Genomic DNA, 24,233 nt, shown 5'->3' with positions numbered 1-24,233 from the left:
TTGAGGACATTTGAAAAAGGTGATTACCTCTGAGCGCTACATAGAGTGATAAAGCATACGGAGGTGGGATAGAGCCCGCTCTTTGCGCTTACGCAAAGCGGGGATAGAAAGATTGCCGTACCCTTCCTCAATCCAGATTTGCTGAATCGCACTCCAGGAGAGGTCTTGGAGGGTTTTGAGAGAGAGCAAAAGCCTTTCTTCAGAAGAAAGCTCTTGAAAAGCTCGTTGAATTTTGAGCATTTCTTCCGTCAGGGACTCTTCGTCGATCTCTTCTACAGGCGCTAGCGCCTCTAGAAACGATTCGTCAACCCCCGTACTCCGACCCTGCTTTCGATTCAGCTCTCGAATATAGCGGAATGACACAGAGCGGATCCAGCCATATTGGTTGGTAATTTCCCGGCCTTGCAAAATTTTATCGATCGTTCTTGCATAGACCTCCTGCAGTATTGCAATTTCGTCATATAGCGGCCAAAGCCGGTACTGAATAAGTTTCCCTCGAATGAAGGGAAAGAGCGATCGCGCCGACGAACTCTCTCGACTAAAGATCTCTTCGTATGTGGCACCGAGCTTGGCAACCTCACGTGCTACGAGCTCATTAGCAAAGTATCTGGGAAGATCAACATCCACAGGCAGAGGGAGCACAATATCGTCACCAGGCATCGTACTAGACACCTGGTTCTCAGGAAGATCACTATCACGATGTAAGTCTGTCGCCTGGTCAGACAGACCTTGCTCTTCTAGAAACCCGTCCTCAGCATTTGTAGGCTCTTCAGACCTGTCGAATTGGCTATGTTGGGTCATGGCAATATGTTGTGTACATAATGTCTGAGTCAAAAATAATTGCTGGCTCGCGTCCCCCTTACAGTGATTAATGGCGCTTAGGCGATTTTGTGACAAAGCCCGAGTTTTAGCCTAAGAGAAACGACGAGATTACCCTAAGCTGCCTAAACAATGGATAAGCGCAAAACTTCTTAGATAAAGTGCCTTAAATCACACAATTCCAATTCCTGGCCTATAGTTTACTTGAACTAGTCTTAGAGTAAATATGGACAAATTCTGATTTGTTCAGGAAAAGTGGGAAAAACCCTGTCACATCTTTGGCTCACAATCATTAACCTCTGTAGAGCGGCGCACCATGACGCCTAAGAGCCTGAACCGTCAGCTCTACACTGCTGTGATCGAGGAAATTGAAGATGCCTAGTAGTCTTCTAACGTCCATCCTGGAAGCCACAACTGACCAAGTCAGGGATATGGCCATCGACTATGGTTTACTGATTTCGCTACCGGAGCTTACAGAGGAAGAAGGCGATCGATTACAAGAGATCCTAGACCTTGCCTGCGAAGATGGTGCTCTTAGTTTTTGGATCAGTGAGCTAGACCACATCGTAGCCCATCAAACAGGGTTACTCAGTTCTGATTGCAGAAAGGATTATGAAAACAAAAAAGCCTGGCTCAGGGAGCATTTCATGGAGTGTCTGGAGTATGAGCTAGAAAACAAGAGTCCTGCAGAAGTTAGAGTTTTTCTAGAGCAATACACTGCTAAGCGCAAAATCTCTAATTCCTCTAGTTCACCTGGTTCAAGATATACATCTACAGGAAAGTAAGTCACGCTTTTATTCTAGCTGCCAGAACCCAAGCTGGTAGTGGAGTTTTGTTGTCTAAACCGTAAGAGGATTTCAAGCCATGAGATATCAGTCAACTGCACTTACTATTTCTAAGGGTTCATGATGCATTGCGTCTACCAAGCAGAAACAGAAGGAAGACCATAGAATCAGGCTGTAGTCTTCCTCCCTTATCTAACGACTAGAGATCTGTTGACCCTAAAGTGCAATCATCAGTGCACACACTAGCGTTAGTACAAAACTCAGAAACATAGAGTAGATAGTCACAAAGGCAAGATCTTCATTCTCCTGTTGACTTACCTTCTCTAGGCTAGTGAGCAAGCTCTGAAAGAGTTTGATCATAGTTATCTCCCAACAGAATAAACATTAGCCGGTCAAGGTCTACAAGGATCTTGACCGGCTTCATTTATCTATGAAAAGCATATCAAAAGGGTGACAAATACCCATTTATGTGATAGGTCACACTTCTCTCCTCGCCGTCATTGTTGTGTAAGACAGTCAACCAAAGAAGCCGTGAAATGCCTCCAGTCTTATACGAAGTCCATCTTAGACAACAGCCAGAATATCAGCAAAATTTACACCAGGCCAAAGTTGATGAGCCCATCGAACCCTTTACCGGAGGCAGAGTTTTTTATCAAGCATCTTTTTGGCCAGCGAGATCTATTGACAACTCCAAAATAGAGAAGGGCAAGCTTGTATTGGTCATTCAGAGGATTGGAATAACGTTACTGGTTAAGACCCTGCAGCTAACGCAATAGCCTATGCCAAGAGCACCGCCGAGCTAATCAACTCTTCTCATTCAGGTCAGGTCAAAATGCCAAGAGCACCGCCGCATTTCTACATGCCTTTCAAAACAAAGCCTGTGGATCCAACTAAATCCACAGGCTTTACTTATGTATTGAAAACTACTTTTTGGCAGATTGAGTATTAAGAAGGTTTACTTTTTTAACGCTAAAACAGCTTATGTCACCCCATACATATAAAAAACTGGCCTACAATTTTATGTAGGTGCATCTCTAGGATGGCGCTCCAGATAGGGTATGAATCAGTGCTTGGGAAAGCTGCTGGAGCATGCGCAAATCAGGAGTGTCGGAAACGATCAAGCAGTAACCAAGTGGGCCTCGTGCTCACTTTTTTTTCTCCGTTGGCCGACTCCAGCAGTTGCTACATTATGGTCTAAGATGTCGTTTTTGTTAAATCAACTCTGATACTTTTACCAGATCAATATCAATGGGTTAAGAATAACTTGAAGCTATTTCTATAATAAAGGAAAGATAGGCAAGGTGGTACTACCCTTTGAGGTAATACATTGTCTAATTTTTTACAAATTTATCTATCTTTATTCTCTCAGCAGGCAATAGCCGAAGCCGGTTTGCCTGGCTTCGGCTATTGCCTTAGCTCGACTTTATCCATTTGCTCCCAAAAGGAAAGCAGCAAGCAGAATTCAGATGAGGGTCTGAGGAGCTAGCTGCAATGGAATTTATGTCGATGATGATAGCGTTTGCGCCGCTGTTTTCCCAGCGGGTGTGGCCCCAGGCCCTGACGCTGGTGATGGGAGCGCTGTTGGCTCCAGGGAAACGCACCGTGAGCCAACTATTGCGGGTGATGGGGTTAGCCGACGAACCTCAATTTCAGCGTTATCACCGAGTGCTGAATCGGGCTGTTTGGTCGTCTCGGCAGGCGAGTCGAATCTTGTTGACCATTTTGGTTACGACCTTTGCCGCTGACGGGGTCATGGTGATGGGTCTCGATGACACCATCGAACGACGGTGGGGAAAGCGGATTGCAGCGCGGGGTATCTACCGCGACCCAGTGCGTTCGAGCCAAGAGCATTTCGTCAAGACCAGTGGATTGCGCTGGCTCAGTCTGATGCTGTTGGTGCCGATTCCCTGGGCACAGCGAGTCTGGGCCTTGCCCTTTTTGACCGTACTGGCCCCGTCAGAGCGCTACAACCAAACGCAAGGGCGACGGCACAAAGCGTTAACTGACTGGGCTAGACAGATGCTGATTCAAGTCCGACGCTGGCTGGGCCATCGGCCCATTGTGGTGGTGGCCGACAGCAGCTTCGCCGCTCTAGACTTTTTGGCGTCAGTGAGCCATTTGCCCAATCCTGTTCACGTTGTCACTCGACTGCGCTTAGATGCCGCCCTTTATAAACCCGCTCCGCCTCGGGACGCCACACCATCGGACGTCCTCGCAAAGTCGGGCAACGCTTGGCCACCCTAAAAACCCGGTTGGAGGATTCCACCACCCGCTGGCAGTCCCTCACACTAGAGGGTTGGTATGGTCAGCAAACCTACACCTTAGAGTGGGTCTCCCAAACAGCGGTGTGGTATCACACTGGTCTTCCCCCTGTCCCCATTCGTTGGGTCTTAGTCCGTGACCCGCTGGGCAAGTTGGAGCCTCAGGCCTTTCTCTGTACTGATCTGGAGGCTACACCCGCCCAAATCTTGCTGTGGTTTCGGCAACGGTGGCAAGTCGAAGTCACCTTCCAGGAGGTGCGGGCTCATTTGGGGGTTGAAACTCAGCGGCAGTGGTCTGACTTAGCGATCCGACGCACGACTCCTGCCCTATTGGCTCTGTTCTCGCTGGTTGTGCTCCTCACCCAGCGCCTGCACCTGAAATTTACGTTCTCCCTGCCTCATACCGCCTGGTACATGAAGCAACACCCTACCTTCGCTGATGCCTTAGCCTTTGTCCGTCGCTATCTATGGGCCTCTCGTCTTTTTCAGACATCACGAGATGACCTTGAGTACGTTAAAGTCCCTCGCCCTATCTTCGACACCTGGACCGAGCTACTTTGCCATGCCGCTTGATTGGATAAAGTCGAGCTTAGAGGGTGTTTGAAAAGTCCTCTGGAGTAACTTGAACTACCTTAACTACTGAGAAACTGCTACGAAGGGATGAGGGTTTCAAGGAACGAGGTGATCCGTACAGGTGGCTTTTGATCCTCAATCCGACCCTTTTAAAACATCCTCTTAATGCTTAGCGATCGCCAAAAAAACTCGCATCAACAAAGCTGCTTTTCTAAGCGGTGTTTGCGGAGTTCCCAGTCGGGGAGGGTGCGGGTAAGGAGCTCGACGAAATCGCGGCCATGGTCAGGGTAAACCAGGTGGCAGAGTTCGTGGGTGATGATGTAGTCAATCGCCTTGGTGGAGGCCCGAATCAGAGCTCGGTTGAGGATAAGGGTACTGGTGGCGGTGAGGCTGCCCCAGCGGCGGGTGAGACGGCGAATGTGCAGAGGTGGGGCCGGCGTGCCCTCACCGGGCAAAGGGGGGTAGGCAGGCTTGCAGACGCTCCGGGAATTTGAACTGGGTGCGGTTGAGGTACCACTGCTCTAGCGGCCTTAAACTGGCGAAGCTGTTATTTCGGCCCGATTATTGCTCAGTCCCTAATATGACAAGGGATTTAGATAGTACACTGCTGGACTGACAATGAACTAATTTGCATTGAGAACTAAGTAGTACATTGCCTGTTTTCGTTGTTTTTAGAGGCTGAAACCAGCATTCTTACGTTGAGGGGTTGCATGGAGCGCAGCTATTCCGGCAATACAAGAGAACTAAATGGACCCAAATCGCAGCTTCGCTATTTTTGGGCCTTTCAGGCTTTTAAGCATCTACGCAGACATGGGATCGCCGCTGTGGGTCTATGGTCTCCCGGTCGGTGGGGGCGGTAGCAGAGGCTGAGTGCGATCAGCCAGGTGGCTTTGTGGCTGAGGTGTGGGTCGCTCAGTTGCCGTCTGACACCAAATCCTGTTTGATCCTTCAGGGTGTCGCCTTGGCGGCATGGACGATTGGTATGAGTGGGAGAAGCCCTTCTTATGCACGCCATTTCACGCCAGCAGCTACTGCCCAAAATGAGTGTTCACAAATGGGAACAGCAGAAATTGTCAGTACTATAGAGGTCTTTGACCTTTGGGCCTTAGGCCCGAAGGTCAGAGACCTCCACTTGCTAAAGCGTGGCAATGACTGAACAAGCAATCGAACAAGCCCTGATCGAAAAGCTGGGAGATCTCAAGTACAGCTATCGCCCCGACATCCGCGATCGCGCCACGCTGGAGCAAAACTTCCGCAAAAAGTTCGAGGAGCTCAACCGGGTAAATCTCACAGAAGGCGAATTCTCCCGCCTCCTCGATCGGATCGTGACTCCCGACGTCTTTGCCTCCGCCCGTACCCTGCGTGATCGCAACAGCTTCGAGCGGGACGATGGCACGCCGCTGTTCTACACCCTGGTTAATATCAAGGACTGGTGCAAAAACACCTTTGAGGTGGTCAACCAGCTCCGCATCAACACCGACAGTAGCCACCACCGCTACGATGTGCTCCTGCTGATCAACGGCGTGCCGGTAGTGCAAATCGAGCTGAAAACCTTAGCCATTAGCCCACGCCGGGCCATGCAGCAGATCGTCGATTACAAAAACGACCCCGGCAACGGCTACACCAAAACCCTGCTGTGCTTCCTGCAACTGTTCATTGTCAGCAACCGCAGCGATACCTGGTACTTCGCCAACAATAACAGCCGCCACTTCAGCTTCAACGCTGAGGAGCAGTTTCTACCGCTCTACCAGTTCGCTGGGGAAGACAACAGAAAGATCACTCATCTGGACAGCTTCGCCGAGACGTTTCTGGCCAAATGTACTCTGGCACAAATGATCAGCCGCTATATGGTGCTGGTGGCCAATGAGCAAAAGCTGATGATGATGCGGCCCTATCAGATCTATGCTGTCAAAGCCATTGTCGAGTGCATTCACCAAAACTGCGGCAACGGCTATATTTGGCATACCACGGGCAGCGGCAAGACGCTCACCTCCTTTAAGGCATCCACACTGCTCAAAGACAATCCGGACATTGAAAAATGCTTGTTTGTGGTGGATCGCAAAGATCTTGATCGCCAAACCCGGGAGGAATTTAACCGCTTTCAGGAAGGCTGCGTTGAAGAAAATACCAACACTGAAACCCTGGTACAGCGGTTGCTCTCTGACGACTACGCCGACAAGGTAATCGTCACCACCATCCAGAAGCTCGGTCTGGCGCTGGATGGCAGCAACAAACGCAACTACAAGCAACGGCTGGAGTCGCTCCGGCAAAAACGCATGGTGTTCATCTTTGACGAATGCCACCGATCGCAATTTGGCGAAAACCACAAGGCGATCAAAGACTTTTTCCCCAATGCCCAGCTATTCGGCTTTACCGGCACGCCGATCTTCGACGAAAACGCGACCTATCAGCAGATCGAAGGTCAGCAAGGCTCTTACAAAACGACGGAATCCATTTTTCAGAAGCAACTGCACGCCTACACCATCACCGATGCCATCGAAGACCGCAACGTGCTGCGCTTCCATGTTGACTATTACAAACCTGAGGGTAAAAACAAGCCTAAGCCGGGGGAAGCCCTGGCTAAGAAAGCCATTGTCGAAGCAATTTTGGTCAAGCACGATGCCGCTACCGCTGGGCGAAGGTTCAACGCCATTCTGGCCACCAGCTCGATCAATGATGCGATTGAATACCATCGCTTGTTTGAGGAAGTTCAGACCAAAAAACAGGCCAAAGACAGCAGTTTCCAGCCGTTGAATATTGCCTGTGTGTTTTCTCCGCCCGCCGAAGGCAACAAGGACGTGCAGCAGATTCAGGAAGACCTGCCCCAGGAAAAAGCCGATAACCAGGTCGCCCCGGACGAAAAGAAGGCAGCGCTGAAGGCTATCATCGCCGACTATAACGCCCGCTACGGCACCAACCACGATATCAACACCTTCGACCTGTATTACCAAGATGTGCAAAAGCGGATTAAGGATCAGCAATACCCCAACCAGGACTTGTCTCACGCTCAAAAAATTGACCTGGTTATTGTGGTAGACATGCTGCTCACGGGCTTCGATTCTAAATTCTTGAATACGCTCTATGTGGACAAAAACCTCAAATACCACGGGCTGATTCAGGCGTTTTCGCGCACCAATCGGGTGCTAAACGACACAAAGCCCTACGGCAGCATCCTTGACTTTCGCCAGCAGCAGCAGGCGGTTGATGCCGCCATTACCCTCTTCTCGGGTGAACACAAGGAACAAGCCAAAGAAATTTGGCTGGTTGATCCTGCCCCGGCGGTGATTACTAAGCTGGAAACAGCGGTCAACAAGCTAGATACGTTTATGCAGTCCCAGGGGCTGGCCTGTGCCCCAGAGGAAGTGCCCAATCTCAAAGGCAACGCGGCACGCAGCCAGTTCGTCAACCTGTTTAAGGAGGTGCAGCGCCTCAAGACCCAGCTTGATCAATACACCGACCTCACGCCAGAGAATGCCGCCGTGATTGACGAGGTGATTCCCTCAGAGCAGTTACAGGCTTTTCGGGGGGTGTATTTGGAGACGGCCCAGCGCCTAAAGGCCCAGCAGGATAAAGGCGGCGACGCTGTTGCCCCGGAAGTGGAGCAGCTCGATTTTGAATTTGTGCTGTTTGCCTCGGCGGTGATTGATTATGACTACATCATGGCGCTGTTGGCCCGCTACACCCAAGGGAAACCGGGCAAGCAGCAGATGAGCCGTGAGGAATTAATCGGCTTGATCCAGGCTGATGCGAAGTTTATGGATGATCGCGAGGATATTGCTGCCTATATCGGCACCCTGCAAGTGGGCGAAGGGTTGGATGAGAAGGCGATTCGCGAAGGGTATGAGACCTTTAAGGCAGAAAAGAGCACCCGCGAACTGGCAGAGATTGCCGCTAAGCATGAGCTGGAACCTGAGGCGCTGCAAACCTTTATGAATGGCATCATGCAGCGAATGATTTTTGATGGGGAACAATTAAGCGACCTGCTGGCTCCGTTGGAGTTGGGCTGGAAGGCTCGCACGCGAAAGGAACTGGCGTTGATGGAGGACTTGATTCCGCTGCTGCATAAGCTGGCCCAGGGACGGGAGATTGCGGGGTTGGGGGCGTATGAGTAATAAGGTGGATGCGACAGATTTGAACCAAGAGGTGAAACGTGAATGGAAGCCTAAGCTGCGCTTTCCTGAATTTCGGGGGGCAGGGGAGTGGGAAGAAAAGAAAATAGGCGCTCTACTAGTTGAGACATTGCGCCCACTACAAATGCAAGATGAGGAAGAATATTCTCTAGTAACAGTCAAACGACGTTATGGCGGAGTTGTTTCGCGGGGCAAACTTAAAGGAAAAGATATAAAAGTAAAATTCCAATTCTCTGTATGCAATAATGACTTTTTAATTTCTAAGAGGCAAATTGTTCATAACGCATGTGGGCTTGTTCCAAAAGAACTTGAAGGCTCGATTGTATCGAACGAATACTCTGTGTTGACCCCAAGAAAAAACTGTGACGTTGTTTTCTTTAACTACTTTTCACAGCAGCCGAAAATAAGTGAGTCTTTTCTGCTATCTAGCGTTGGAATTGTCATTGAGAAAATGCTTTTCAAGCTTGATACGTGGCTTGGCAAGAAATTTTTATTTCCACCTTTTCAAGAACAGCAAAAAATTGCTGATTGCCTTTTTTCCATCGACAATCGCATCACCGCAGAAATTCAAAAGCTCGATACCCTCAAAGCCCACAAGAAAGGGCTAATGCAGCAGCTTTTCCCCGCAGAAGGCGAAACCCTGCCCAAACTGCGCTTTTCTGAATTTTGCGATGCCCCAGAGTGGGAGGAGAAGAAACTGGGTAGCCTTGTTGAAATTTTCTCTGGTTATGCTCCAAGTTCGCACAAGTTGAGCAGCACTCACTGCTGTCCATATGTAAAAGTTGAAGACATGAATAATTGCTCTAAATATCAGAGTACAAGCAGAGAGTATGCAGAAAAAAGTACTAAGGATCTACCAATAGGCTCTGTGATTTTTCCAAAAAGGGGCGCTGCAATCATGGGGAACAAAGTAAGGATAGCAGCAGTGCCATTTTATATAGACTCAAATATGATGGCTTTATTCCCACACAAGACATCCTTACTTTCGTCAGAGTTTCTCTACTATCTTATATTTACTCAACAGTTGTCTAAGATAGCTGATACGTCTAGCATTCCACAGATTAACAACAAGCACATTATTGCTTATACAGTAGCAATTCCCTCGCTTCTTGAACAGCAAAAAATTGCCGACTGCCTTTCTTCCCTCGACGACCTGATCACCGCCCAAGCCCAAAAAATCGACACGCTCAAAGCCCACAAAAAAGGACTGATGCAGCAGCTTTTCCCTGTCCTTGACAAGGTGATAGGATGAGCGAAATGGCCCCTTTTGCCAGTCTGGATGAACTAGCCACACATCTGCGCGAAGAACTCAAAAACAAAAAATTCCTGTTGCTCTACGCCTACAACGGCACCGGCAAAACACGCCTGTCGATGGCCTTCAAAGAAGCAGGTAAGCAAGGTGATCAAAGAGACACGCTCTATTTCAACGCCTTTACCGAAGACCTGTTCACCTGGGACAACGATTTAGATGGTGACAGCGAGCGGGTGCTAAAAATCAATTCATCATCCCGCTTTTTCTCCGGCATAGAAGAACTGGAGATGGAAAACCGTATCCGTCCCTTTCTGCATCGCTATGCTGATTTCTATTTCAGCATCGATTACAAGCAAGGAACCATTAACTTTTCCCGTGAGGTTCAGGGCCAGGCCATTGACAATATTAAAGTGTCAAGGGGAGAAGAGAATATCTTTATCTGGTGCTTTTTTCTTACCATTATCCAGTTAGTGATGGATGGTGCAGAGGCCTATAACTGGGTTAAGTATATCTACATTGACGATCCCATTTCTTCCCTAGATGACAATAACGTAATTGCCATAGCCAGCGGTTTAATTAAATTATTAAAAAATCCAGATAGCCGAGTTCGTGTCGTTATTTCCTCTCATCACGCATTGTTTTTCAATGTCATCCATAACGAGCTGGATGCTAGAAAATCTAAAAAGACAGCTTCTTATTTTTTATCTCAATCCAAAGCCGCTGACAGCTACGCCTTGCGCTATACCAATGCCACACCCTTCTTTCATCATGTGGCCATGGTAATTGAGCTATATCAAGCTCAACAATCGGGCAAACTCTACACCTATCACTTCACGATGCTGCGGAGTCTGCTCGAAAAAATGGCCAGTTTTCACGGCTATCCAAATTTTTCTGCCTGCCTTAGACGGGATGAGAGCGACCCAGATGGCATCTTGTATGCAAGGCTAATCAATATCCTGAGCCACGGAAATTACTCGCTCTATGAACCGCAGGAAATGCTGGAAGAGAACAAGAATTACTTCAGGGAAATTTTCAATAATTTTCTGAGTGACTATTCATTCAATCCCGAGCTATTCCCTGAAGTATCCAAAGAAGTAGAACAATCATGATTGAGAAAGACCAAAAACAATTGGGTAATATCCTGTGGGGGATCGCCGACCAACTGCGCGGAGCCATGAACGCGGATGATTTTCGCGACTACATGCTGTCGTTTCTGTTCCTGCGCTACCTCTCAGATAACTACGAAGCCGCCGCCCAAAAAGAACTCGGCCCAGACTACCCCAATAACCAAGACCAGCCCAACACCACCCCACTCCAACTCTGGTACGACCAAAACCCCGACGACATCACTGAATTTGAAAAGCAGATGCGCCGCAAAGTGCATTATGTGATCAAACCCCAACACCTTTGGGGCAGCATCGCAGAAATGGCTCGTACACAAAACAAGGAATTGTTAGAAACGCTCCTTGCAGGTTTCAAATACATCGAAACCGAATCCTTTGAAAGCACCTTCCAGGGTTTGTTTTCGGAAATCAACCTAAATTCTGAAAAACTTGGCAAAACGCTTCCAGATCGCAATGCCAAACTCTGCACCATCATCAAGGCGATCGCCGAAGGGCTAGAGGAGTTTTCCACCAACAGCGATACCCTAGGCGACGCCTACGAATACCTGATTGGCCAGTTTGCCTCTGGTTCTGGCAAAAAAGCAGGCGAATTCTACACGCCGCAGCAAATTTCTAGCATTCTGTCCGCCATTGTCACCCTAGACGGCCAAGAGCCAAGCACCGGCAAGAAAAAACACCTCGATAGCGTCCTTGACTTTGCCTGCGGATCCGGTTCGCTGCTGCTCAATGTGCGCCGCCAGCTTGGTCCCCACGGCATCAGCAAAATCTACGGGCAAGAAAAGAACATCACCACCTACAACCTAGCCCGCATGAACATGCTGCTGCATGGGGTCAAAGATTCCGAGTTCGAGATCTTCCACGGCGATACATTGCTCAATGAGTGGGACATGCTGCGGGAAGCGAACCCCGCCAAAAAGCCCTATTTTGATGCTGTGGTGGCCAATCCGCCCTTCAGCTACCGTTGGGAACCTACCGAGGCGTTGGGCGAAGATGTGCGCTTCAAAAATTATGGACTGGCTCCCAAGTCCGCTGCCGACTTCGCCTTTTTGCTGCATGGTTTCCATTACCTCAAGCAAGAGGGCACGATGGCGATTATTCTGCCCCATGGCGTGCTGTTCCGGGGCGGGGCGGAGGAACGCATCCGCCGCAAACTGCTGAAAGACGGCAACATCGACACCGTGATTGGCTTGTCCGCCAACCTGTTCTACTCCACGGGCATCCCAGTTTGTATTCTGGTGCTAAAAAAGTGTAAGAAGCCTGATGATGTGCTGTTCATCAACGCCAGCGAGCACTTCGAGAAAGGCAAGCGGCAAAATCGTCTGGGGGAGGACAATATCGACAAGATTATAGACACCTACCAGTTCCGCAAAGAGGAGGAACGTTACTCCCGCCGGGTGCCCATGGAAGAAATTGAAACGCATAATTACAATTTAAACATTTCCCGTTATATCAGCACCGCCATACCGGAGGAAGAAATTGATTTGGGCGTTGTGAATCGGGGACTGCTGGCTCTGGAAAATAAGATTGTGGTAGCCAAGGACAAGCATAACGAGTTTCTCAAGGAGCTTGGCTTACCGCCTTTGCCATGATTTGAGTTCTGTGGAAACACGGCTCTGTACTAGCCGAAATGATTAGCTGAAACGGACTGCGTAGCACTTGCTATCGACCTCAAGATGGCCTTTAGAGAAATTCAATATGATGCATAAACAAAGACCACCGCAACCGACCGCAGGTAGGTGATGGGGCAACGGCCATCGAGCCCGAGGATGCTCGCACCCTGATATGCCAACGGGTGTTTGAGCGGGCAGCGTCCGTCCCTCAGTGTGGTCGTCGTCATTCTTCTGCTCCTGGCTCACCTCTAGATACACGCTGCAAGCTGGCCAAGCTACGGTGCCCGCTAATCTCTTGAATCACCCTCAGGGAAACCCCAGCATTGCTCAGATTCGTTAGGGCTGTGCGCCTGGAGTCGTGAGTGCTAATTCCCAGCTCCTCCAGCCCGACATAGGTCAGCACCTGGTCGAGCAGCCAATCCGCTGACGACCGGGCCAGCTTACCTCGACCATGGCAACCGGGAAACAGGTATTCAGCCTCGCCGTTGTCATAGGCTGCTAGCAGCGCCGCTAGCCTGGGGTGGATGTCGATCTGCCGAGTGGCCAGCTTGCCCTTCGTCGCCTTCGCCGGCAACACCAGCACCAACCCTTTAATGTCGCTAGGCCGGAGTGAGATCGCCTCACTCACCCGCAGCCCGCAGTAGAGCAGGATGCCGAACAGCGCCTGATCTCGGAGAGAGTCCATCACCGCAAACAGTCGGGCAATTTCGTCGTGGGTCAAGACCTTCGCCTGGCCGTTCGTGCTCATGGGATCCGTGGTGTGCTTGCTTTGCTTTACTAGACAGTATTGATATTTCGTACAGTAGAAATCACGAGTTTATAGGGGTTCCGAGGTGTTGGGTCATGGGGCGGGTTTTCGTCTCAGGTGAGACAACCGGAAACCCTTGATTTTTCGTTGCGCTGTCTCAGAACTGGAATGGTGAGACGGTTGAGGTCTTTGACTGAGCTGTACAGCGCCAGATTGAATGACATCGAGACAAGTTCGTGTCGTTGACGAAATCTTCTTTATTGATTTAAGGCAGAAAAAGCAAGCTGACCTTAGCTTTGCTGCTTTACTGACACCAGTGTGTCTCCACGACAATAAAAGCTACTGTACACATCCAGCACAACACAAAATCAGTACCTGGCCTATCAGTTCCCCGCCTTCTAACTCATAGAGGCTGTCGAGGTTGCTGGTATAGGCAAAAAACTCATCCAGACCCATGTGGGTAGTTGCAACGGTCATGGTGTCCTGGCCTCCAACGAGAAATGCCGTGGTAATGCATTATCCCAAGTTCACGCATGGCGTGCTATTCCCCTCGTCTCATTTGGGCTACCATTAGGCATCAAGCATCTCGGCCAAACTTGCTCATCATCGCCTCGGCCCGTTTGCGGTTAGCCAACTGCTGCCGGTTATCATGCTTCTGGCTAGCGTTTTCCACCACCTGGGCCAGGGCCTCAGGGTTGGCCTCCATATACTCGTACATGGCCTCGATCAACACTTCACGGCTAAGCCCCTGGTGCCGACAAAACGTGTGCAGCCGTTCGATCAGATCGGCTTCTAGGCGAAAGGTGCTGCGCTTTGTTGGTGGCTCACTCTCTATCTCTATATGTCTAGACGCCTGAATATCTGTATGTCTAGAAGCTCCCACAGCCATCCCAGCCTTAGGAGTTTCAGACATCTGGATATCTGTATGTCTAGACTCGACCAGCTCCGAAAGACCTGTCGCAGCGGCCTCAACCTCCATACCTTCATCTTCTGTATGTCGAGACATCTGTATATCTCGATGTCTCGATACCTCGATATCTTGAGGTCTTGAGGCCAAGGAAGCATCACGGGGGGCAACCTTAGGACGCTGCCGCTGTTTGAGTCGGTCTAGGGCATCACTCATGGGTAAGGGCCTCTACAATTTGCTCAAAGGGGTATTGCAGGTCGGGCTGGTCCAGTTCGCTGAGCAACTTGCCCTGCCGAATGGCGTTCTTAAACTTCTCCGACTCGCGGATGGAGGCCAGAATGGGGACCTCACCGGCGAACTCTTTCATGGCAGCGATGTTTTGCCGGCCCTCTAGGGTTTGAGTGTTGCCCACCCAGCGATCGCGAAAAGGAATTATCCCCAACACCGACCCGGTGAACGCCTCTAGCTCAGCTTGTTCATTCAAAAAATCCAGCGTATCGACTAGGGAATTCACTCCCTTAACATTAGCCTCTACCGGAATTAGCACATGGTCAGAGGCCCCAACGGCGGAGAGGCAGATCTGCGATCGCGACGGTTGCACATCGATCAGCACCACATCGAACATGTCGTGAATCTTGCGCAGCCGCTGCTTCAAGATGAAGGCCCCCGCCCCGCTGCTGCTGAGAAAATCGCTTACTTTGAACAGGCCGCGATCGGCGGGCATTACAAATAGGTTCTCGTACTGGGTGCCGTAAACCCCATCCTCAACCTCGACCTGCTTGGTCAGCACCTCAAACAGACTAGGCTCATCGGGCTGCACCTCATGCCCCAGATAAAAGGTCAGATTTGCTTGGGGGTCAGCATCTACCGCCAGCACCTTTTTGCCCTGCTGAGCTAGCAGCAGGGCAGTAAAAAACGCCGTCGTCGTCTTCCCCTGTCCCCCCGACAAAGAAATCGCTGAACAGATTTTCACAGGGCTAATCCTATAACAGCGATTTGAGGATAGCGTCTTGGCGCCAGGACATCAATATGTCTATATGTCTAAACTTAAATATGATTATATATCTAGACATATTTAAGTTTAGACAGCTGTATGCAACGTTTTTCTAACGCTCGGTTTGCTTTGTAGCTTCAGCGTGGCAAGGGTTTCAGGCTATAAAAGCCTAAATTTGAGTCGCCTTAGTTAACTAGTGCATACCCTCGATAGCGCCTGCGTTTAAGAACATCCTGCATCAGCCGATTGCCTTCTTCGATGTCAGCGCACAGGGTTTCGCGCTGGCTACCCTTACCCGTTCGTCGGCCACCCCACTTGCGCAGCAATACCCACTCGCCGAATAGGTTCTGCCGTAGGGCACACCAGTAATAGCGATCGCCTCGCTGCCAGAACAGCTCCTGCCATTGCGCTGGGTCATAGCTTAGCTGGGTCATAAACTCCACCTTTTCGCTCCCAAAAAGCCTTGTAGCTCATTGCCGTCTTAGCCTGATAATAAGGGGTCTGCAAATGAAGGAAAAGTCCCTTGCCCCAAGACAATTCCCTATTTCCCGCCGATAATTATGATGTCTTTCTCAAAGACCTCAAAACCCGCATACGTCAGGCGCAGGTAAAGGCAGCTCTCGCCGTTAATAAGGAGCTGATTATCCTGTACTGGCAAATTGGGAGGGAAATCCTTGCCCGCCAGCAGCAGGAAGGATGGGGGGCAAAAGTCATTGACCGCCTCGCCAAAGATCTGAAGCGGGAGTTCCCCGACCTGAAGGGGTTTTCACCACGCAACCTCAAATACATGCGGGCTTTTGCGGAAGCTTACCCAGATCAGGCAATTGTGCAGGAGGTGCTTGCACAAATTACCTGGTATCACAATCAAGCTCTCCTAGATAAACTGAAAGCCCCCGATGAACGGCTCTGGTATGCTCAGGGCACCCTCAAGAATGGCTGGAGTCGGAACATTCTGGCCATGCAGATTGAATCCAACCTGTTCCAGCGTCAAGGCGGGGCGGTTACTAATTTTGGGCGAACCCTACCGCCTGAACAGTCTGATCTCGCCCAACAACTGCTTAAAGACCCCTACAACTTCGACTTTCTCAATCTGACATCGGCTACCCAAGAACGCGAGCTGGAAAAGGCTCTCGTCGAACGAATCAGGGATTTTCTGCTGGAGCTAGGCGTCGGGTTTGCTTTCGTCGGCAGTCAGTATCGATTGGAAGTCTCTGGCAATGAGTACTTCATGGATATGCTGTTCTACCACCTCAAGCTACGGTGTTATGTGGTCATTGACTTGAAGGTGACGGAATTTCGCCCTGAGTACACCGGCAAGATGAACTTCTACGTTGCGGCAGTGGATGATTTGTTGCGTCACCCGGATGACCAGCCCACTATCGGCATCGTGCTGTGTAAATCAAAGGATAAAACGATCGCTGAATACGCCCTGCGTAACGTCAACACTCCGATCGCCATCACTACTCACAGCCTGCCAGACCAGCTCAAGGCCAATCTGCCCACCATCGAGCAGCTGGAAACGGAACTAGATGCAGTGGTGAGCGAGCTATCAGAATAGCCGTAGCCAAACCAAAGCGGCTAATGCAAAATCCCCCCAAATTCTGACGGCAGAACTCAGGAGGATTATTAATTAAGATTCAAACGGATCTTTGATGTGGAATAATCCGCTTACGACTCTCAACCGCCGACTTGAGAGTTTTCCTCAAATAGGTATCGCTATGCAGAGGTGCCTCGATATCGTGACTAGGGATGTTCATTCCCTAGATATCTATCGCAGAGCTCTCTAAGCTTTAGGGGAGGAAGTATCAACAGCTAAGTGGAGAACCGTTAATTTTGACGAAATAGATTCAGACGTTAACGAGATAAAAACCTCCTATTTAACGGGAACTGAACTATTTGAAATCGAGGGAAGTTCTCTTCTCCTCTTGTTATTAAACTACCCCTGATATTAGGCGGGTTTATCTGGTTGATACTAAAGTTTATCTTTCGGTTAACCACTACCCTCTATTTCCCTTAGCCAGATGCTTTAGCGACCATCTGGATCCTCACGACCCAGACAAGCCAACTTTGCGTCATCCCCAAGGCTCAAGCACCCGAAGACGGTAAAGCAGCAAGAACCGTTCATCGTCAGTCAGTTCAGACCAGCGTTTGCCCTGAAACTGGTCAGCAATGAACTGACCAATCACCTCTCCAGACCAACCCAGACTCCTAATGCGGTGTTGAATCTGCTCGTGCAGGTCTGAGTCATACGCTGTAGGCTCTGCCTCCTGTGGAAAAGCAACCTCATCCCCCCGCACCCCCCTATTCGGAGTAAAAGAGTTTATGTCCGACCCCAACTCACCGGCGCAAAGCGCCACACCCTTCATATCTCTCTCTGAGGGGTGTAATTCCTTAATTTCAGAGGGTCCTAGCGATCCTGTCGTGGCTTCAGAACTCGGCTCTTCAGGGGCTAGAATGCTGGCTGGCTGGGCCATTACACCCTCTTGGTGCTCGGGGTGCCAGAGGCGGAGGTGCTTGTAGAGGGTCTGCTGGCTGACCTTGGCTCCTTGGGCGATCGCCTTAGCTCTTGCCGTAATCTGCTCAGGCAGCTCTCCGGCCTGCTCTAGCGCGGTGTAGGCAGCGCGGATGCGGTGCTGGGCGTCTTCGGCCTGTCGCTGGTTAAAGGGCACCAGGTTGTTCTTCGGGTGGCTAGTGTCGCGGGTAGGAGTAGTACCTAGGGGCCAGTAGTAGCCTTCGACGGCTCTAGCCCAGGCGATGACCTTGCGCTCGATCTCGTGCTGGTGGCGGCAGTACTGTTCGTAGCCGGGGCAATGGAGAGCGATGCGTAGGGTGTAGTCAATCAGGGCTTGGCCCTGGAGGCCCTCAAAGACGCGGCCGTAGCAGGCAATGGTTTTGAGCAGGTGGTTGGTCTGACCGTAGGCGGTCCAGCCTTCGGTAATTTCAAGATCCAAGTCGTGTCGCCAGCTCTCGACAGGGTAGCTGCGGCGTTTAGGTCGCTTGCGGTGGTTATCCCGGCCAATTTTCATCGCATGGCGCAGGGTGTCCATGTCTTGGTGGCCAGCCGCCCCGTCCCAGAGCCAGAAGAAGCGGGCCAGGCTGTCACCGATGGGGTTGAGGGCATCATCGAGCAGGCAGGAGCCACTGCCAGGCTGTAGGGGCAGCCGGTGCCCCATGTACTCAATGAAGGCTTGAACGCCGTAGGCTTTGACGTTGGGAAAGATTTCGAGCTGCCCAGCTTGGAGCCGAAACCCCTGGGCTTTGAAGCATTCTTTCAGGGCAACAGCCAGGTTAAAGGTGTTGACCCATTCAGCAAAGGGAAGGTAGAGGTGCAGGCCACCGCTCCAGCTGGAGCGCAGCAGCAGGGTGCGGGTGATGCCGATGGTCTCCAGAGCAGCGCGGATCTGGGCCACCCCATCGGCGGAGCAGTAGTCGCCGCCAGTATCGAGGTCGAGCAGGGCGTAGCGGGTGTCGTGGGTGAAGCGGACGCCGATGATCTGGTTCGCGTCTTGCCAGTGGTTCCAGAGAACGCGGGGCCGCAGGGGGTGAGTTTTAACCGTGGTCCAGGCAGCCTTGGCGGTGGCGTCATCCGGTAGGTCGGCGCGGATGAAGTTCCAGGGGTAGTGGCCAAAGAGTTCACACAGCCGCTGACCCGTGGGGTCAGCGGGGAGCGGTTCGGAACGGGGAGCTCTACGCGACTCCTCGCCCCATCCTGTAGATGCGGTCATGGGGGCTTCTCTCTCCTAAAAAAGAGCAATGAGTATTGCCCCGAGAGAGATCCGGTGTTACCATAGGCGCATAAGTAATTAGTGCGCGACTCGGGACTGGTCCTCTCGGGTTTTCGCTTTTTAAAGAGCCGGTGGCATGTGCTGCCGGTTCTTTTTGCCTATTAAGGGTCTGGTCAGGACGCTTAATACTGATAAACGCGATCGCCAGGGGGTCAACCCAGCGGGGCGTCAATCATGGCCGGATCATAGTACAGCTGTCTAGACCGGGCAAGGCAAACGCTAAAAATTAGACTTCACAGGTGTTTTGGGGTGGGTATCGGCCTCCTAACGTGCAACAAAAGACTGTAGTTACCGCTCGTTTGGCGGTAGTTGCCAGGGCTCTAGACCAGCGTCGTGGAGCTGCTGTTCTAGCCGGGCCACCTGCTCGCGCAGTGCGTCGGGTTCTGCCTCAAAAATCTGATCCGTATAACCCTCACCTGTCAAGGATTTAATGGCCTTTAAGCGCAAACAATCTGACATGTTCTGTCGCCCTAGACCGACAGCATCAGCTGCGCTTGTTTGACTCATCCGATAAGAGACGTCAGGCATCTGAAAACCATCGACCGACAACGGGCCGATCACAACCGTGGTTCGTTTGGCTTTGTCGCCGGTGGTCATCCTGCTACCCGCTGCCACAACCGGGAAATCTCTGCTAGCAGCACCTGAATGTTTTGGGTGAATGCCCGGTGCTCGGTGGCATTAGCCTCACGGGCTGCCCGCATCTCTGCGCGGTCGGCCCTGGCTTCAGATAGAAACACCTCAAAGCGTTGATCGGTCTCCTGCTGCTGTCGTCCCATATCGGCAATCATCTGCACGGTGTCGGCGATCGCATCCTCCATGCGCCGGTTGGTGTTGGTGGCCATGGAGCTGCTCACCTCTTCGGCCTCAGCTATGCCCTCTTCGATGCGAGACGACCATGCCTCAATGGCGCGGGCGTTACTATCGGCGATGGCGCGGGTTTCTCGCAGGCCAGCAGCATTTTGCTCAACAATAATCTGAGTGCGGGCCTGGCTCTCGGCCACAGTGGCCAGCAAGGTTTCTATTCGGTCTAGGCGATCGCTGCTGTAGGTCATGCCTTACCTCCCTGTTCAGAATCCATCTTGTCTCTAATGGCACGCTCCACCAGGAAAGCCGCCAGCGTGGTCGGCTTGTTGCCTTCCTTTGCGGCCCAATCCTCTAGATATTCTGCAAGCCCATCGGGCAGCGAGATATAAAAACGCTTTGCCACTATTTTGGTCGTCACTTCATGGCTCCAATATTAAGGGCTGCTGACTGATTAGTAACTCTTAAGAGAAAAGATGACTGAATAGTAACATATCAGTCATCTTAATGTTATCTTTCAGTCAAGACGCGAAACGGCATAGGTACAGGGCTGGGCCTAGTTGGCTCACGCTTTACCGTGCCATGACGCGCCCAACCCGTACCCGCAACGGTTCAAAGGATTTTTTAGCTATGACCGAACCCGTTAGCCTTCACTCGTTCTGCAAAGAGAACGGCAACCTACCCAAAACTTCCGTGCGCCGGTGGCTCAATGACCACGGCTACAGCACCAGCGACGGACTCAGCCCCGCTGCTGTCGAGGCGGCGCTCGCGCAGTTCTGCCCCGTGCCTGCACCCGCTGCGTCCGATATGGCGGGCTTGACCATCCATACCGGCAACCACTGCACGACTATCGACCTACCCAATTACCAAGGGCTAACCGTTGACCTGGGGCAATTTCGAGAGTCTGAGGCGCTGGTCATTGATGACCCGTTGGCGGTGGCTGAGCAGTTTTTGCAGGCGGCCGACCTGATTCAAGGGGCACTGGCCGATGACATTGCCGCCCGTGAGCAGCGGCTACGGGCCACCAAGCAGGCCCAAGGCGCGATCGCCGCCAAGGCACAGGAGTTAGCTCTGGAGCAGCGCCTCTACCGACTGCAAACGGCACAGATTGACCAGGCGCAGACCGACGAAACGACCGCCCTAGCCGATGCCCTGGCGCAACTGCAAAGCCTGGGAAAGCCCGCCGAGGCCGCATCCGAATCCGCTGCCTAATTTTGTTTGCCCTAGCTACTGCTGGGGTCGCGATCGCACTTTTCATCGCTCACTAAAAACCCCCAGCCGGTTGGCAGACCAGGGCTGGGGGTTAGCCCGAAAACCATTACGTAAACGGACACCCCCATTATGAAACCGATCCACGGTGTATTCACCCTGGCCATCATTGGCACCGCCATCCCCAGCGCTGGCAACCTGGGCAACTTCGCATCACAAGTCACCACCGCCCGCGCCGAGGCCAGTCGGATCGGCGATGACATGACCGAGCTCACGCTGAGCCAGCAGGAGCAGGCGCAAAAGAACGAGGTGGCGATCGCCCGCTATCGAGACGGCTGCATCCCGGTAGTGAGTGCCGACCAGCTGCGCTACGTCTCCCTCATGCTCAGCACCCCGGTGCTCGACAGCGCCACCAATCAACCTATTCCAGTGGGTTCTATCGTCTGCGACGCCCACGGCAACACCGGGGTGATTACCGACGACGACCGCGACCCCAGCACGCCAGGCGTCACTCAAAAGATGGCCTTTACCGGCGATAAGTCCCTAGTCGATTGGCGAATGAACCAGTACCAGGGGGCCGCCTACTACCTGCCCTCTAACTAAGCCCCAGCAAACCTTTAGAGGCTCACCCATGACCACCTATCAGACTAAAAAACGCTCCACTCGTGCCCCAAATTCAGGGGCCAAGACCGCGCGACATCTGCTCTACTGGCTCGCGATCGGCGTCGCCTGCGTGGTGGCCGCTGCCAACCTGCTGCCCTATTGCCGCGCGGTCTCCCTGGCTCTGATCACTATCTTTGACCTGCAAGGACTGGTGGGCTTCTTTGGCAATCGTGCCCTGGCCCTAATCTCAATCCCCGTTGGGGTCGTGCTGTGGGCCTTCATTCAGACGGCTGAGGCTTACCCGATTTTGCTGAAGCACGACCGCAAGCTGATGCGCTTGATTGCCCTTGAGGCCGACTCCGCCGACCAACTCCAGGTGAATGAGGACGACGATCCCGCCCTCGTGCGGCTGAAGGAATGGTACAACCGCTTCCCCCTGCTCAGCATCCGCAGCGCCAACCGGGCCAGCCTGTTCGCCTACCTCGTCGATACCTGCATCTGCTTAACCGTCTTTCCCCCTGTCGATGGCGGGTTTGGGCAGCTGGTGTTTGTGATTTTCACCGGCCAATGGGGCCTCATCAACTGGGGCAGTGTGGGGCTGATCGTCACCATGCTGTTCTGCTTTGAACTCATGGTGCGCTTCATCCTGTTCCTCGGCCTGCAATGGCACTACCTGAAGCGAGCCCACGGTTAGAAAACACGGCAACCGGGGGCAACGATGCCCCCTTACTTTTTGGTAAAACCATGAGCAACTTAGTCAAATCTCACCCTCTCTGGATTGATACTGCTGAGGATGCTGCCGAGGGCATGCACAACCCCAAACTCTATATCGGGGGTGGCCTCGCCGGTGGGCTTGTGCTCGGTAGCCTGCTGAATCCACTCACGGGCCTAGCTGCCCTGGCCTATGGTCTCTACCTGGCCTGGGACGCTAATGAGCGCAACAGCGACCAAATCGAGGCCGTCAGCGAGGGGCTCATCGCTCACCTGCTGGATAAAAAGCAGCTGCGAGCGTATCAGGGCGAGGTCGGAGGCGACCAGGTCCAGGCAGAACTCGCCCAGGCGATTGCCCGTGAGCTCAGGCTCTCAGACGAGGCGGAAACGTTGGCCAAGTCGTTGGGGCTGCTGGGTAAACCAAAGGCACGGCCACAACTGCCCCCAAAGCCTCTGGAGGCCGCAACACCTAGCCCCTCAGCTGATGCTGCCCCGGTGCCGTTTGCCCCAATCAAACTTGACCCAGACTGCCCCCACTTCCTGCTGCTGGCGGGTAGTCGGGAGGGCAAAAGCAACGCCCTCCGCTGCTTGCTCGACGGCCACGCTCGCGTCAACTACGTGAGCACCAAGGCCACCGACCAGGTGCCGGCCCACTGGGAGGGCTACGTGCTCTGGGGCAAGCCGGAGGAGAAGGGGAAGCAGCTGCAATGGTTGCTCAGCCACTGGGGGGCAAAGCTGGCCGCCCATGCCGAGGGCACCGATACTGAGCACGAGTGGTTTGTCTTTGATGAAGCGATCCAAATTCGGACCTACGCCAAGCGCAGCAAGGTGAAAGGCCTAGCCGATGCTCTCGCCGGGCTACAAGTTGAGATTGCGACGCAGGGAGCGGCGATCGCAGCCTACGGGGTGCTGCTGGCCCAGACCAAAAATGCGGGGCCGCTGGGTATCGACCTCGACCTGTTGCAGCAAAATTTCAGGATGGTGCTGCCGCTGAAAAGTAAGCGGCGGTTGGCCCTGTCGGTGATTGAAAAGATGGGCGGGTTACGGCTCACTCTTGAGCAACGAGAGGACATTCTCAGCCACCCTAACCGCTACTTGCAGCTATGGCTAGGTGAGGATGAGGACATCTACCACGATGTTTTACCCGAGTTCAATGGCAAGACTAAGCCCCTGGTTAAATGCCCCATTGAGGATGGCACCAGCGCACCGCAGCAGCCCCAGGAAACGACCGAACCCAAACCCCTGGGGGTGAGGATTTTGGATTACCTGAAGGGACATGGTGAAGCTAAGACGGCACGGGAAATCAGAGGCGCTTGCACCCGCTCAAGCCATAACCCCAGGGCATCGGTTGACGAGGTGAGAGACATCTTGGCCCTGATGATTTCTGAGGGCCAAATTTCACGATGGGAGGATGCGAGTACCGAACGATACCAGGTAACTGGCACAGCCTAGGTGTGGGCGTGGGTGAGGCAAAAACAAGGGTGTGGGTGCCCACGCCCACGGCTGCCCACACCCACCCACACCACCCACACCCACACTTGAGCGCCCACGCCACCCACACCCAACTGTCACACACACCACCGAGCTATTTAGGAGTAGCAGAAATGGCCTGGTGTCATGCGCTGTAAGGTTGTGCCGCCATAGGCGACACAAGGTTATGCCCCCTGATGAATCAGGGGGTTCTTTTTTTAGGGTGGGTGATTTGTAGGGTTTGCACGGCGTGAGGGGTGAAGGATTGGAAGCGATGTTGAGCAATCACTTGACCTTGGACATCCTCAATAATCCAGGTTTGGGTCTGCGCCTCAAAACGGATAGACACCATCTGGCCCTGATAGGTGCGTCCGACGGAATAGTTGCGGTTGTAGAGAGAAATCTGCCCCGTCTGAGAGACTTTTCGCCACCAGTGATGCTGAGCTAGGTA

Annotated in this window: 23 protein-coding genes and 1 pseudogene; 12 read left to right on the top strand and 12 right to left on the bottom strand. The window is 52.3% G+C overall.

Annotated features, from left to right (window positions below):
• Positions 1–36: 36 nt before the first annotated feature.
• Positions 37–801 (bottom strand): sigma-70 family RNA polymerase sigma factor, encoded by a 765-nt coding sequence (locus tag H6F57_RS02520; protein WP_190628174.1) that lies wholly within the window; start codon positions 799–801, stop codon positions 37–39.
• Between the two features lie 449 nt (positions 802–1,250).
• On the opposite strand from H6F57_RS02520, the gene H6F57_RS02515 reads away from it, so the two are divergent.
• The 3 genes from H6F57_RS02515 to H6F57_RS27420 all read left to right on the top strand — a co-directional run bounded on the left by H6F57_RS02515 (position 1,251) and on the right by H6F57_RS27420 (position 4,438).
• Positions 1,251–1,604: a hypothetical protein gene (locus H6F57_RS02515; RefSeq protein ID WP_190628172.1), complete on the top strand. Its 354-nt coding sequence runs from the start codon at positions 1,251–1,253 to the stop codon at positions 1,602–1,604.
• A 1,491-nt stretch (positions 1,605–3,095) separates the two neighbouring features.
• Positions 3,096–3,848: a transposase gene (locus H6F57_RS27425; RefSeq protein WP_199289775.1), complete on the top strand. Its 753-nt coding sequence runs from the start codon at positions 3,096–3,098 to the stop codon at positions 3,846–3,848.
• Complete coding sequence (locus tag H6F57_RS27420; protein ID WP_199289774.1) at positions 3,836–4,438, top strand: hypothetical protein; 603 nt, start codon at positions 3,836–3,838, stop codon at positions 4,436–4,438. The genes H6F57_RS27425 and H6F57_RS27420 overlap by 13 nt, the downstream gene beginning before the upstream one ends.
• 194 nt (positions 4,439–4,632) lie before the next feature.
• On the opposite strand, the gene H6F57_RS02500 is transcribed toward H6F57_RS27420, so the two are convergent.
• Positions 4,633–4,893 carry a M48 family metallopeptidase gene (locus H6F57_RS02500; protein ID WP_190628168.1) on the bottom strand — a complete coding sequence of 87 codons (261 nt, stop codon included), beginning with the start codon at positions 4,891–4,893 and terminating at the stop codon, positions 4,633–4,635.
• A gap of 693 nt (positions 4,894–5,586) precedes the next feature.
• On the opposite strand from H6F57_RS02500, the gene H6F57_RS02495 reads away from it, so the two are divergent.
• From H6F57_RS02495 to H6F57_RS02480, 4 genes are read left to right on the top strand one after another with little or no spacing between them, the layout of a single operon-like run.
• On the top strand, positions 5,587–8,550 hold the full coding sequence (locus tag H6F57_RS02495) for a type I restriction endonuclease subunit R (RefSeq protein ID WP_190628166.1): 2,964 nt from the start codon (positions 5,587–5,589) through the stop codon (positions 8,548–8,550).
• Positions 8,543–9,820 carry a restriction endonuclease subunit S gene (locus tag H6F57_RS02490; protein ID WP_190628164.1) on the top strand — a complete coding sequence of 426 codons (1,278 nt, stop codon included), beginning with the start codon at positions 8,543–8,545 and terminating at the stop codon, positions 9,818–9,820. The genes H6F57_RS02495 and H6F57_RS02490 overlap by 8 nt, the downstream gene beginning before the upstream one ends.
• Positions 9,817–10,929, top strand: a complete 1,113-nt coding sequence (locus H6F57_RS02485) for an AAA family ATPase (protein WP_190628162.1) — start codon at positions 9,817–9,819, stop codon at positions 10,927–10,929. The genes H6F57_RS02490 and H6F57_RS02485 overlap by 4 nt, the downstream gene beginning before the upstream one ends.
• Entirely contained in the window at positions 10,926–12,533 is a 1,608-nt protein-coding gene (locus H6F57_RS02480; protein ID WP_190628160.1) for a type I restriction-modification system subunit M, read from the top strand. Before H6F57_RS02485 ends, H6F57_RS02480 begins: the two co-directional genes overlap by 4 nt.
• A 244-nt stretch (positions 12,534–12,777) precedes the next feature.
• Here H6F57_RS02480 and H6F57_RS02475 read toward each other — a convergent pair whose 3' ends face one another.
• The 5 genes from H6F57_RS02475 to H6F57_RS02455 form a co-directional block, all read right to left on the bottom strand.
• Complete coding sequence (locus H6F57_RS02475) at positions 12,778–13,302, bottom strand: site-specific integrase (protein ID WP_199289772.1); 525 nt, start codon at positions 13,300–13,302, stop codon at positions 12,778–12,780.
• 339 nt (positions 13,303–13,641) lie between these two features.
• On the bottom strand, positions 13,642–13,779 hold the full coding sequence (locus tag H6F57_RS02470) for a hypothetical protein (RefSeq protein ID WP_190628158.1): 138 nt from the start codon (positions 13,777–13,779) through the stop codon (positions 13,642–13,644).
• Between the two features lie 100 nt (positions 13,780–13,879).
• The gene (locus tag H6F57_RS27095) at positions 13,880–14,425 is read right to left on the bottom strand and encodes a hypothetical protein (protein ID WP_199294673.1); all 546 of its coding nucleotides are present in this window, start codon (positions 14,423–14,425) and stop codon (positions 13,880–13,882) included.
• Positions 14,418–15,182 carry an AAA family ATPase gene (locus H6F57_RS02460; RefSeq protein WP_190628156.1) on the bottom strand — a complete coding sequence of 255 codons (765 nt, stop codon included), beginning with the start codon at positions 15,180–15,182 and terminating at the stop codon, positions 14,418–14,420. The genes H6F57_RS27095 and H6F57_RS02460 overlap by 8 nt, the downstream gene beginning before the upstream one ends.
• A 206-nt stretch (positions 15,183–15,388) precedes the next feature.
• Entirely contained in the window at positions 15,389–15,637 is a 249-nt protein-coding gene (locus H6F57_RS02455; RefSeq protein WP_190628154.1) for a WGR domain-containing protein, read from the bottom strand.
• An 89-nt stretch (positions 15,638–15,726) separates the two neighbouring features.
• On the opposite strand from H6F57_RS02455, the gene H6F57_RS02450 reads away from it, so the two are divergent.
• On the top strand, positions 15,727–16,761 hold the full coding sequence (locus H6F57_RS02450) for a PDDEXK nuclease domain-containing protein (RefSeq protein ID WP_190628153.1): 1,035 nt from the start codon (positions 15,727–15,729) through the stop codon (positions 16,759–16,761).
• A 514-nt stretch (positions 16,762–17,275) separates the two neighbouring features.
• Here the strand turns inward: H6F57_RS02450 and H6F57_RS02445 are convergent.
• From H6F57_RS02445 to H6F57_RS02430, 4 genes are all read right to left on the bottom strand, one after another.
• Positions 17,276–18,928 (bottom strand): hypothetical protein, encoded by a 1,653-nt coding sequence (locus tag H6F57_RS02445; protein ID WP_190628152.1) that lies wholly within the window; start codon positions 18,926–18,928, stop codon positions 17,276–17,278.
• 348 nt (positions 18,929–19,276) lie between these two features.
• The gene (locus H6F57_RS02440) at positions 19,277–19,447 is read right to left on the bottom strand and encodes a hypothetical protein (RefSeq protein WP_190628151.1); all 171 of its coding nucleotides are present in this window, start codon (positions 19,445–19,447) and stop codon (positions 19,277–19,279) included.
• A 134-nt stretch (positions 19,448–19,581) separates the two neighbouring features.
• Positions 19,582–20,040 carry a hypothetical protein gene (locus H6F57_RS02435; RefSeq protein WP_190628150.1) on the bottom strand — a complete coding sequence of 153 codons (459 nt, stop codon included), beginning with the start codon at positions 20,038–20,040 and terminating at the stop codon, positions 19,582–19,584.
• Positions 20,037–20,210, bottom strand: coding sequence for a hypothetical protein (locus H6F57_RS02430; protein WP_199289770.1), 174 nt, complete (start codon positions 20,208–20,210; stop codon positions 20,037–20,039). The genes H6F57_RS02435 and H6F57_RS02430 overlap by 4 nt, the downstream gene beginning before the upstream one ends.
• Before the next feature lie 161 nt (positions 20,211–20,371).
• Between H6F57_RS02430 and H6F57_RS02425 the strand changes: the two genes are divergently transcribed.
• The 4 genes from H6F57_RS02425 to H6F57_RS02410 all read left to right on the top strand — a co-directional run bounded on the left by H6F57_RS02425 (position 20,372) and on the right by H6F57_RS02410 (position 23,764).
• A complete protein-coding gene (locus H6F57_RS02425; protein WP_190628148.1) occupies positions 20,372–21,001 on the top strand; it encodes a hypothetical protein in 630 nt (209 codons plus the stop codon).
• Between the two features lie 129 nt (positions 21,002–21,130).
• Positions 21,131–21,601, top strand: a complete 471-nt coding sequence (locus tag H6F57_RS02420) for a hypothetical protein (RefSeq protein ID WP_190628146.1) — start codon at positions 21,131–21,133, stop codon at positions 21,599–21,601.
• Between the two features lie 28 nt (positions 21,602–21,629).
• Positions 21,630–22,295 carry a hypothetical protein gene (locus H6F57_RS02415; protein ID WP_190628144.1) on the top strand — a complete coding sequence of 222 codons (666 nt, stop codon included), beginning with the start codon at positions 21,630–21,632 and terminating at the stop codon, positions 22,293–22,295.
• On the top strand, positions 22,265–23,764 hold the full coding sequence (locus H6F57_RS02410) for a hypothetical protein (protein WP_190628143.1): 1,500 nt from the start codon (positions 22,265–22,267) through the stop codon (positions 23,762–23,764). The genes H6F57_RS02415 and H6F57_RS02410 overlap by 31 nt, the downstream gene beginning before the upstream one ends.
• A 220-nt stretch (positions 23,765–23,984) precedes the next feature.
• Here the strand turns inward: H6F57_RS02410 and H6F57_RS02405 are convergent.
• A pseudogene (locus H6F57_RS02405) lies at positions 23,985–24,233 on the bottom strand (hypothetical protein); the annotation flags it as partial.

Source organism: Leptolyngbya sp. FACHB-60 (genome assembly GCF_014695775.1).
GTDB lineage: Bacteria > Cyanobacteriota > Cyanobacteriia > Phormidesmidales > Phormidesmidaceae > Nodosilinea.
Note: the sequence above shows the minus strand (reverse complement) of the source record. Positions and strands in the feature narration are given on the sequence as shown.

Bases quoted from the DNA above. Each gene is read 5' to 3' on its own strand.
- H6F57_RS02470 (WP_190628158.1), bottom strand. From the start codon at position 13,779: ATGACCGTTGCAACTACCCACATGGGTCTGGATGAGTTTTTTGCCTAT.
- H6F57_RS02485 (WP_190628162.1), top strand. From the start codon at position 9,817: ATGAGCGAAATGGCCCCTTTTGCCAGTCTGGATGAACTAGCCACACAT.
- H6F57_RS27425 (WP_199289775.1), top strand. From the start codon at position 3,096: ATGGAATTTATGTCGATGATGATAGCGTTTGCGCCGCTGTTTTCCCAG.
- H6F57_RS02490 (WP_190628164.1), top strand. From the start codon at position 8,543: ATGAGTAATAAGGTGGATGCGACAGATTTGAACCAAGAGGTGAAACGT.
- H6F57_RS02445 (WP_190628152.1), bottom strand. From the start codon at position 18,928: ATGACCGCATCTACAGGATGGGGCGAGGAGTCGCGTAGAGCTCCCCGT.
- H6F57_RS02420 (WP_190628146.1), top strand. From the start codon at position 21,131: ATGAAACCGATCCACGGTGTATTCACCCTGGCCATCATTGGCACCGCC.
- H6F57_RS02425 (WP_190628148.1), top strand. From the start codon at position 20,372: ATGACGCGCCCAACCCGTACCCGCAACGGTTCAAAGGATTTTTTAGCT.
- H6F57_RS02480 (WP_190628160.1), top strand. From the start codon at position 10,926: ATGATTGAGAAAGACCAAAAACAATTGGGTAATATCCTGTGGGGGATC.
- H6F57_RS02455 (WP_190628154.1), bottom strand. From the start codon at position 15,637: ATGACCCAGCTAAGCTATGACCCAGCGCAATGGCAGGAGCTGTTCTGG.
- H6F57_RS02410 (WP_190628143.1), top strand. From the start codon at position 22,265: ATGGCACTACCTGAAGCGAGCCCACGGTTAGAAAACACGGCAACCGGG.
- H6F57_RS02475 (WP_199289772.1), bottom strand. From the start codon at position 13,302: ATGAGCACGAACGGCCAGGCGAAGGTCTTGACCCACGACGAAATTGCC.
- H6F57_RS02415 (WP_190628144.1), top strand. From the start codon at position 21,630: ATGACCACCTATCAGACTAAAAAACGCTCCACTCGTGCCCCAAATTCA.
- H6F57_RS02440 (WP_190628151.1), bottom strand. From the start codon at position 19,447: ATGTCAGATTGTTTGCGCTTAAAGGCCATTAAATCCTTGACAGGTGAG.
- H6F57_RS02495 (WP_190628166.1), top strand. From the start codon at position 5,587: ATGACTGAACAAGCAATCGAACAAGCCCTGATCGAAAAGCTGGGAGAT.
- H6F57_RS02435 (WP_190628150.1), bottom strand. From the start codon at position 20,040: ATGACCTACAGCAGCGATCGCCTAGACCGAATAGAAACCTTGCTGGCC.
- H6F57_RS02515 (WP_190628172.1), top strand. From the start codon at position 1,251: ATGGCCATCGACTATGGTTTACTGATTTCGCTACCGGAGCTTACAGAG.
- H6F57_RS27095 (WP_199294673.1), bottom strand. From the start codon at position 14,425: ATGAGTGATGCCCTAGACCGACTCAAACAGCGGCAGCGTCCTAAGGTT.
- H6F57_RS02520 (WP_190628174.1), bottom strand. From the start codon at position 801: ATGACCCAACATAGCCAATTCGACAGGTCTGAAGAGCCTACAAATGCT.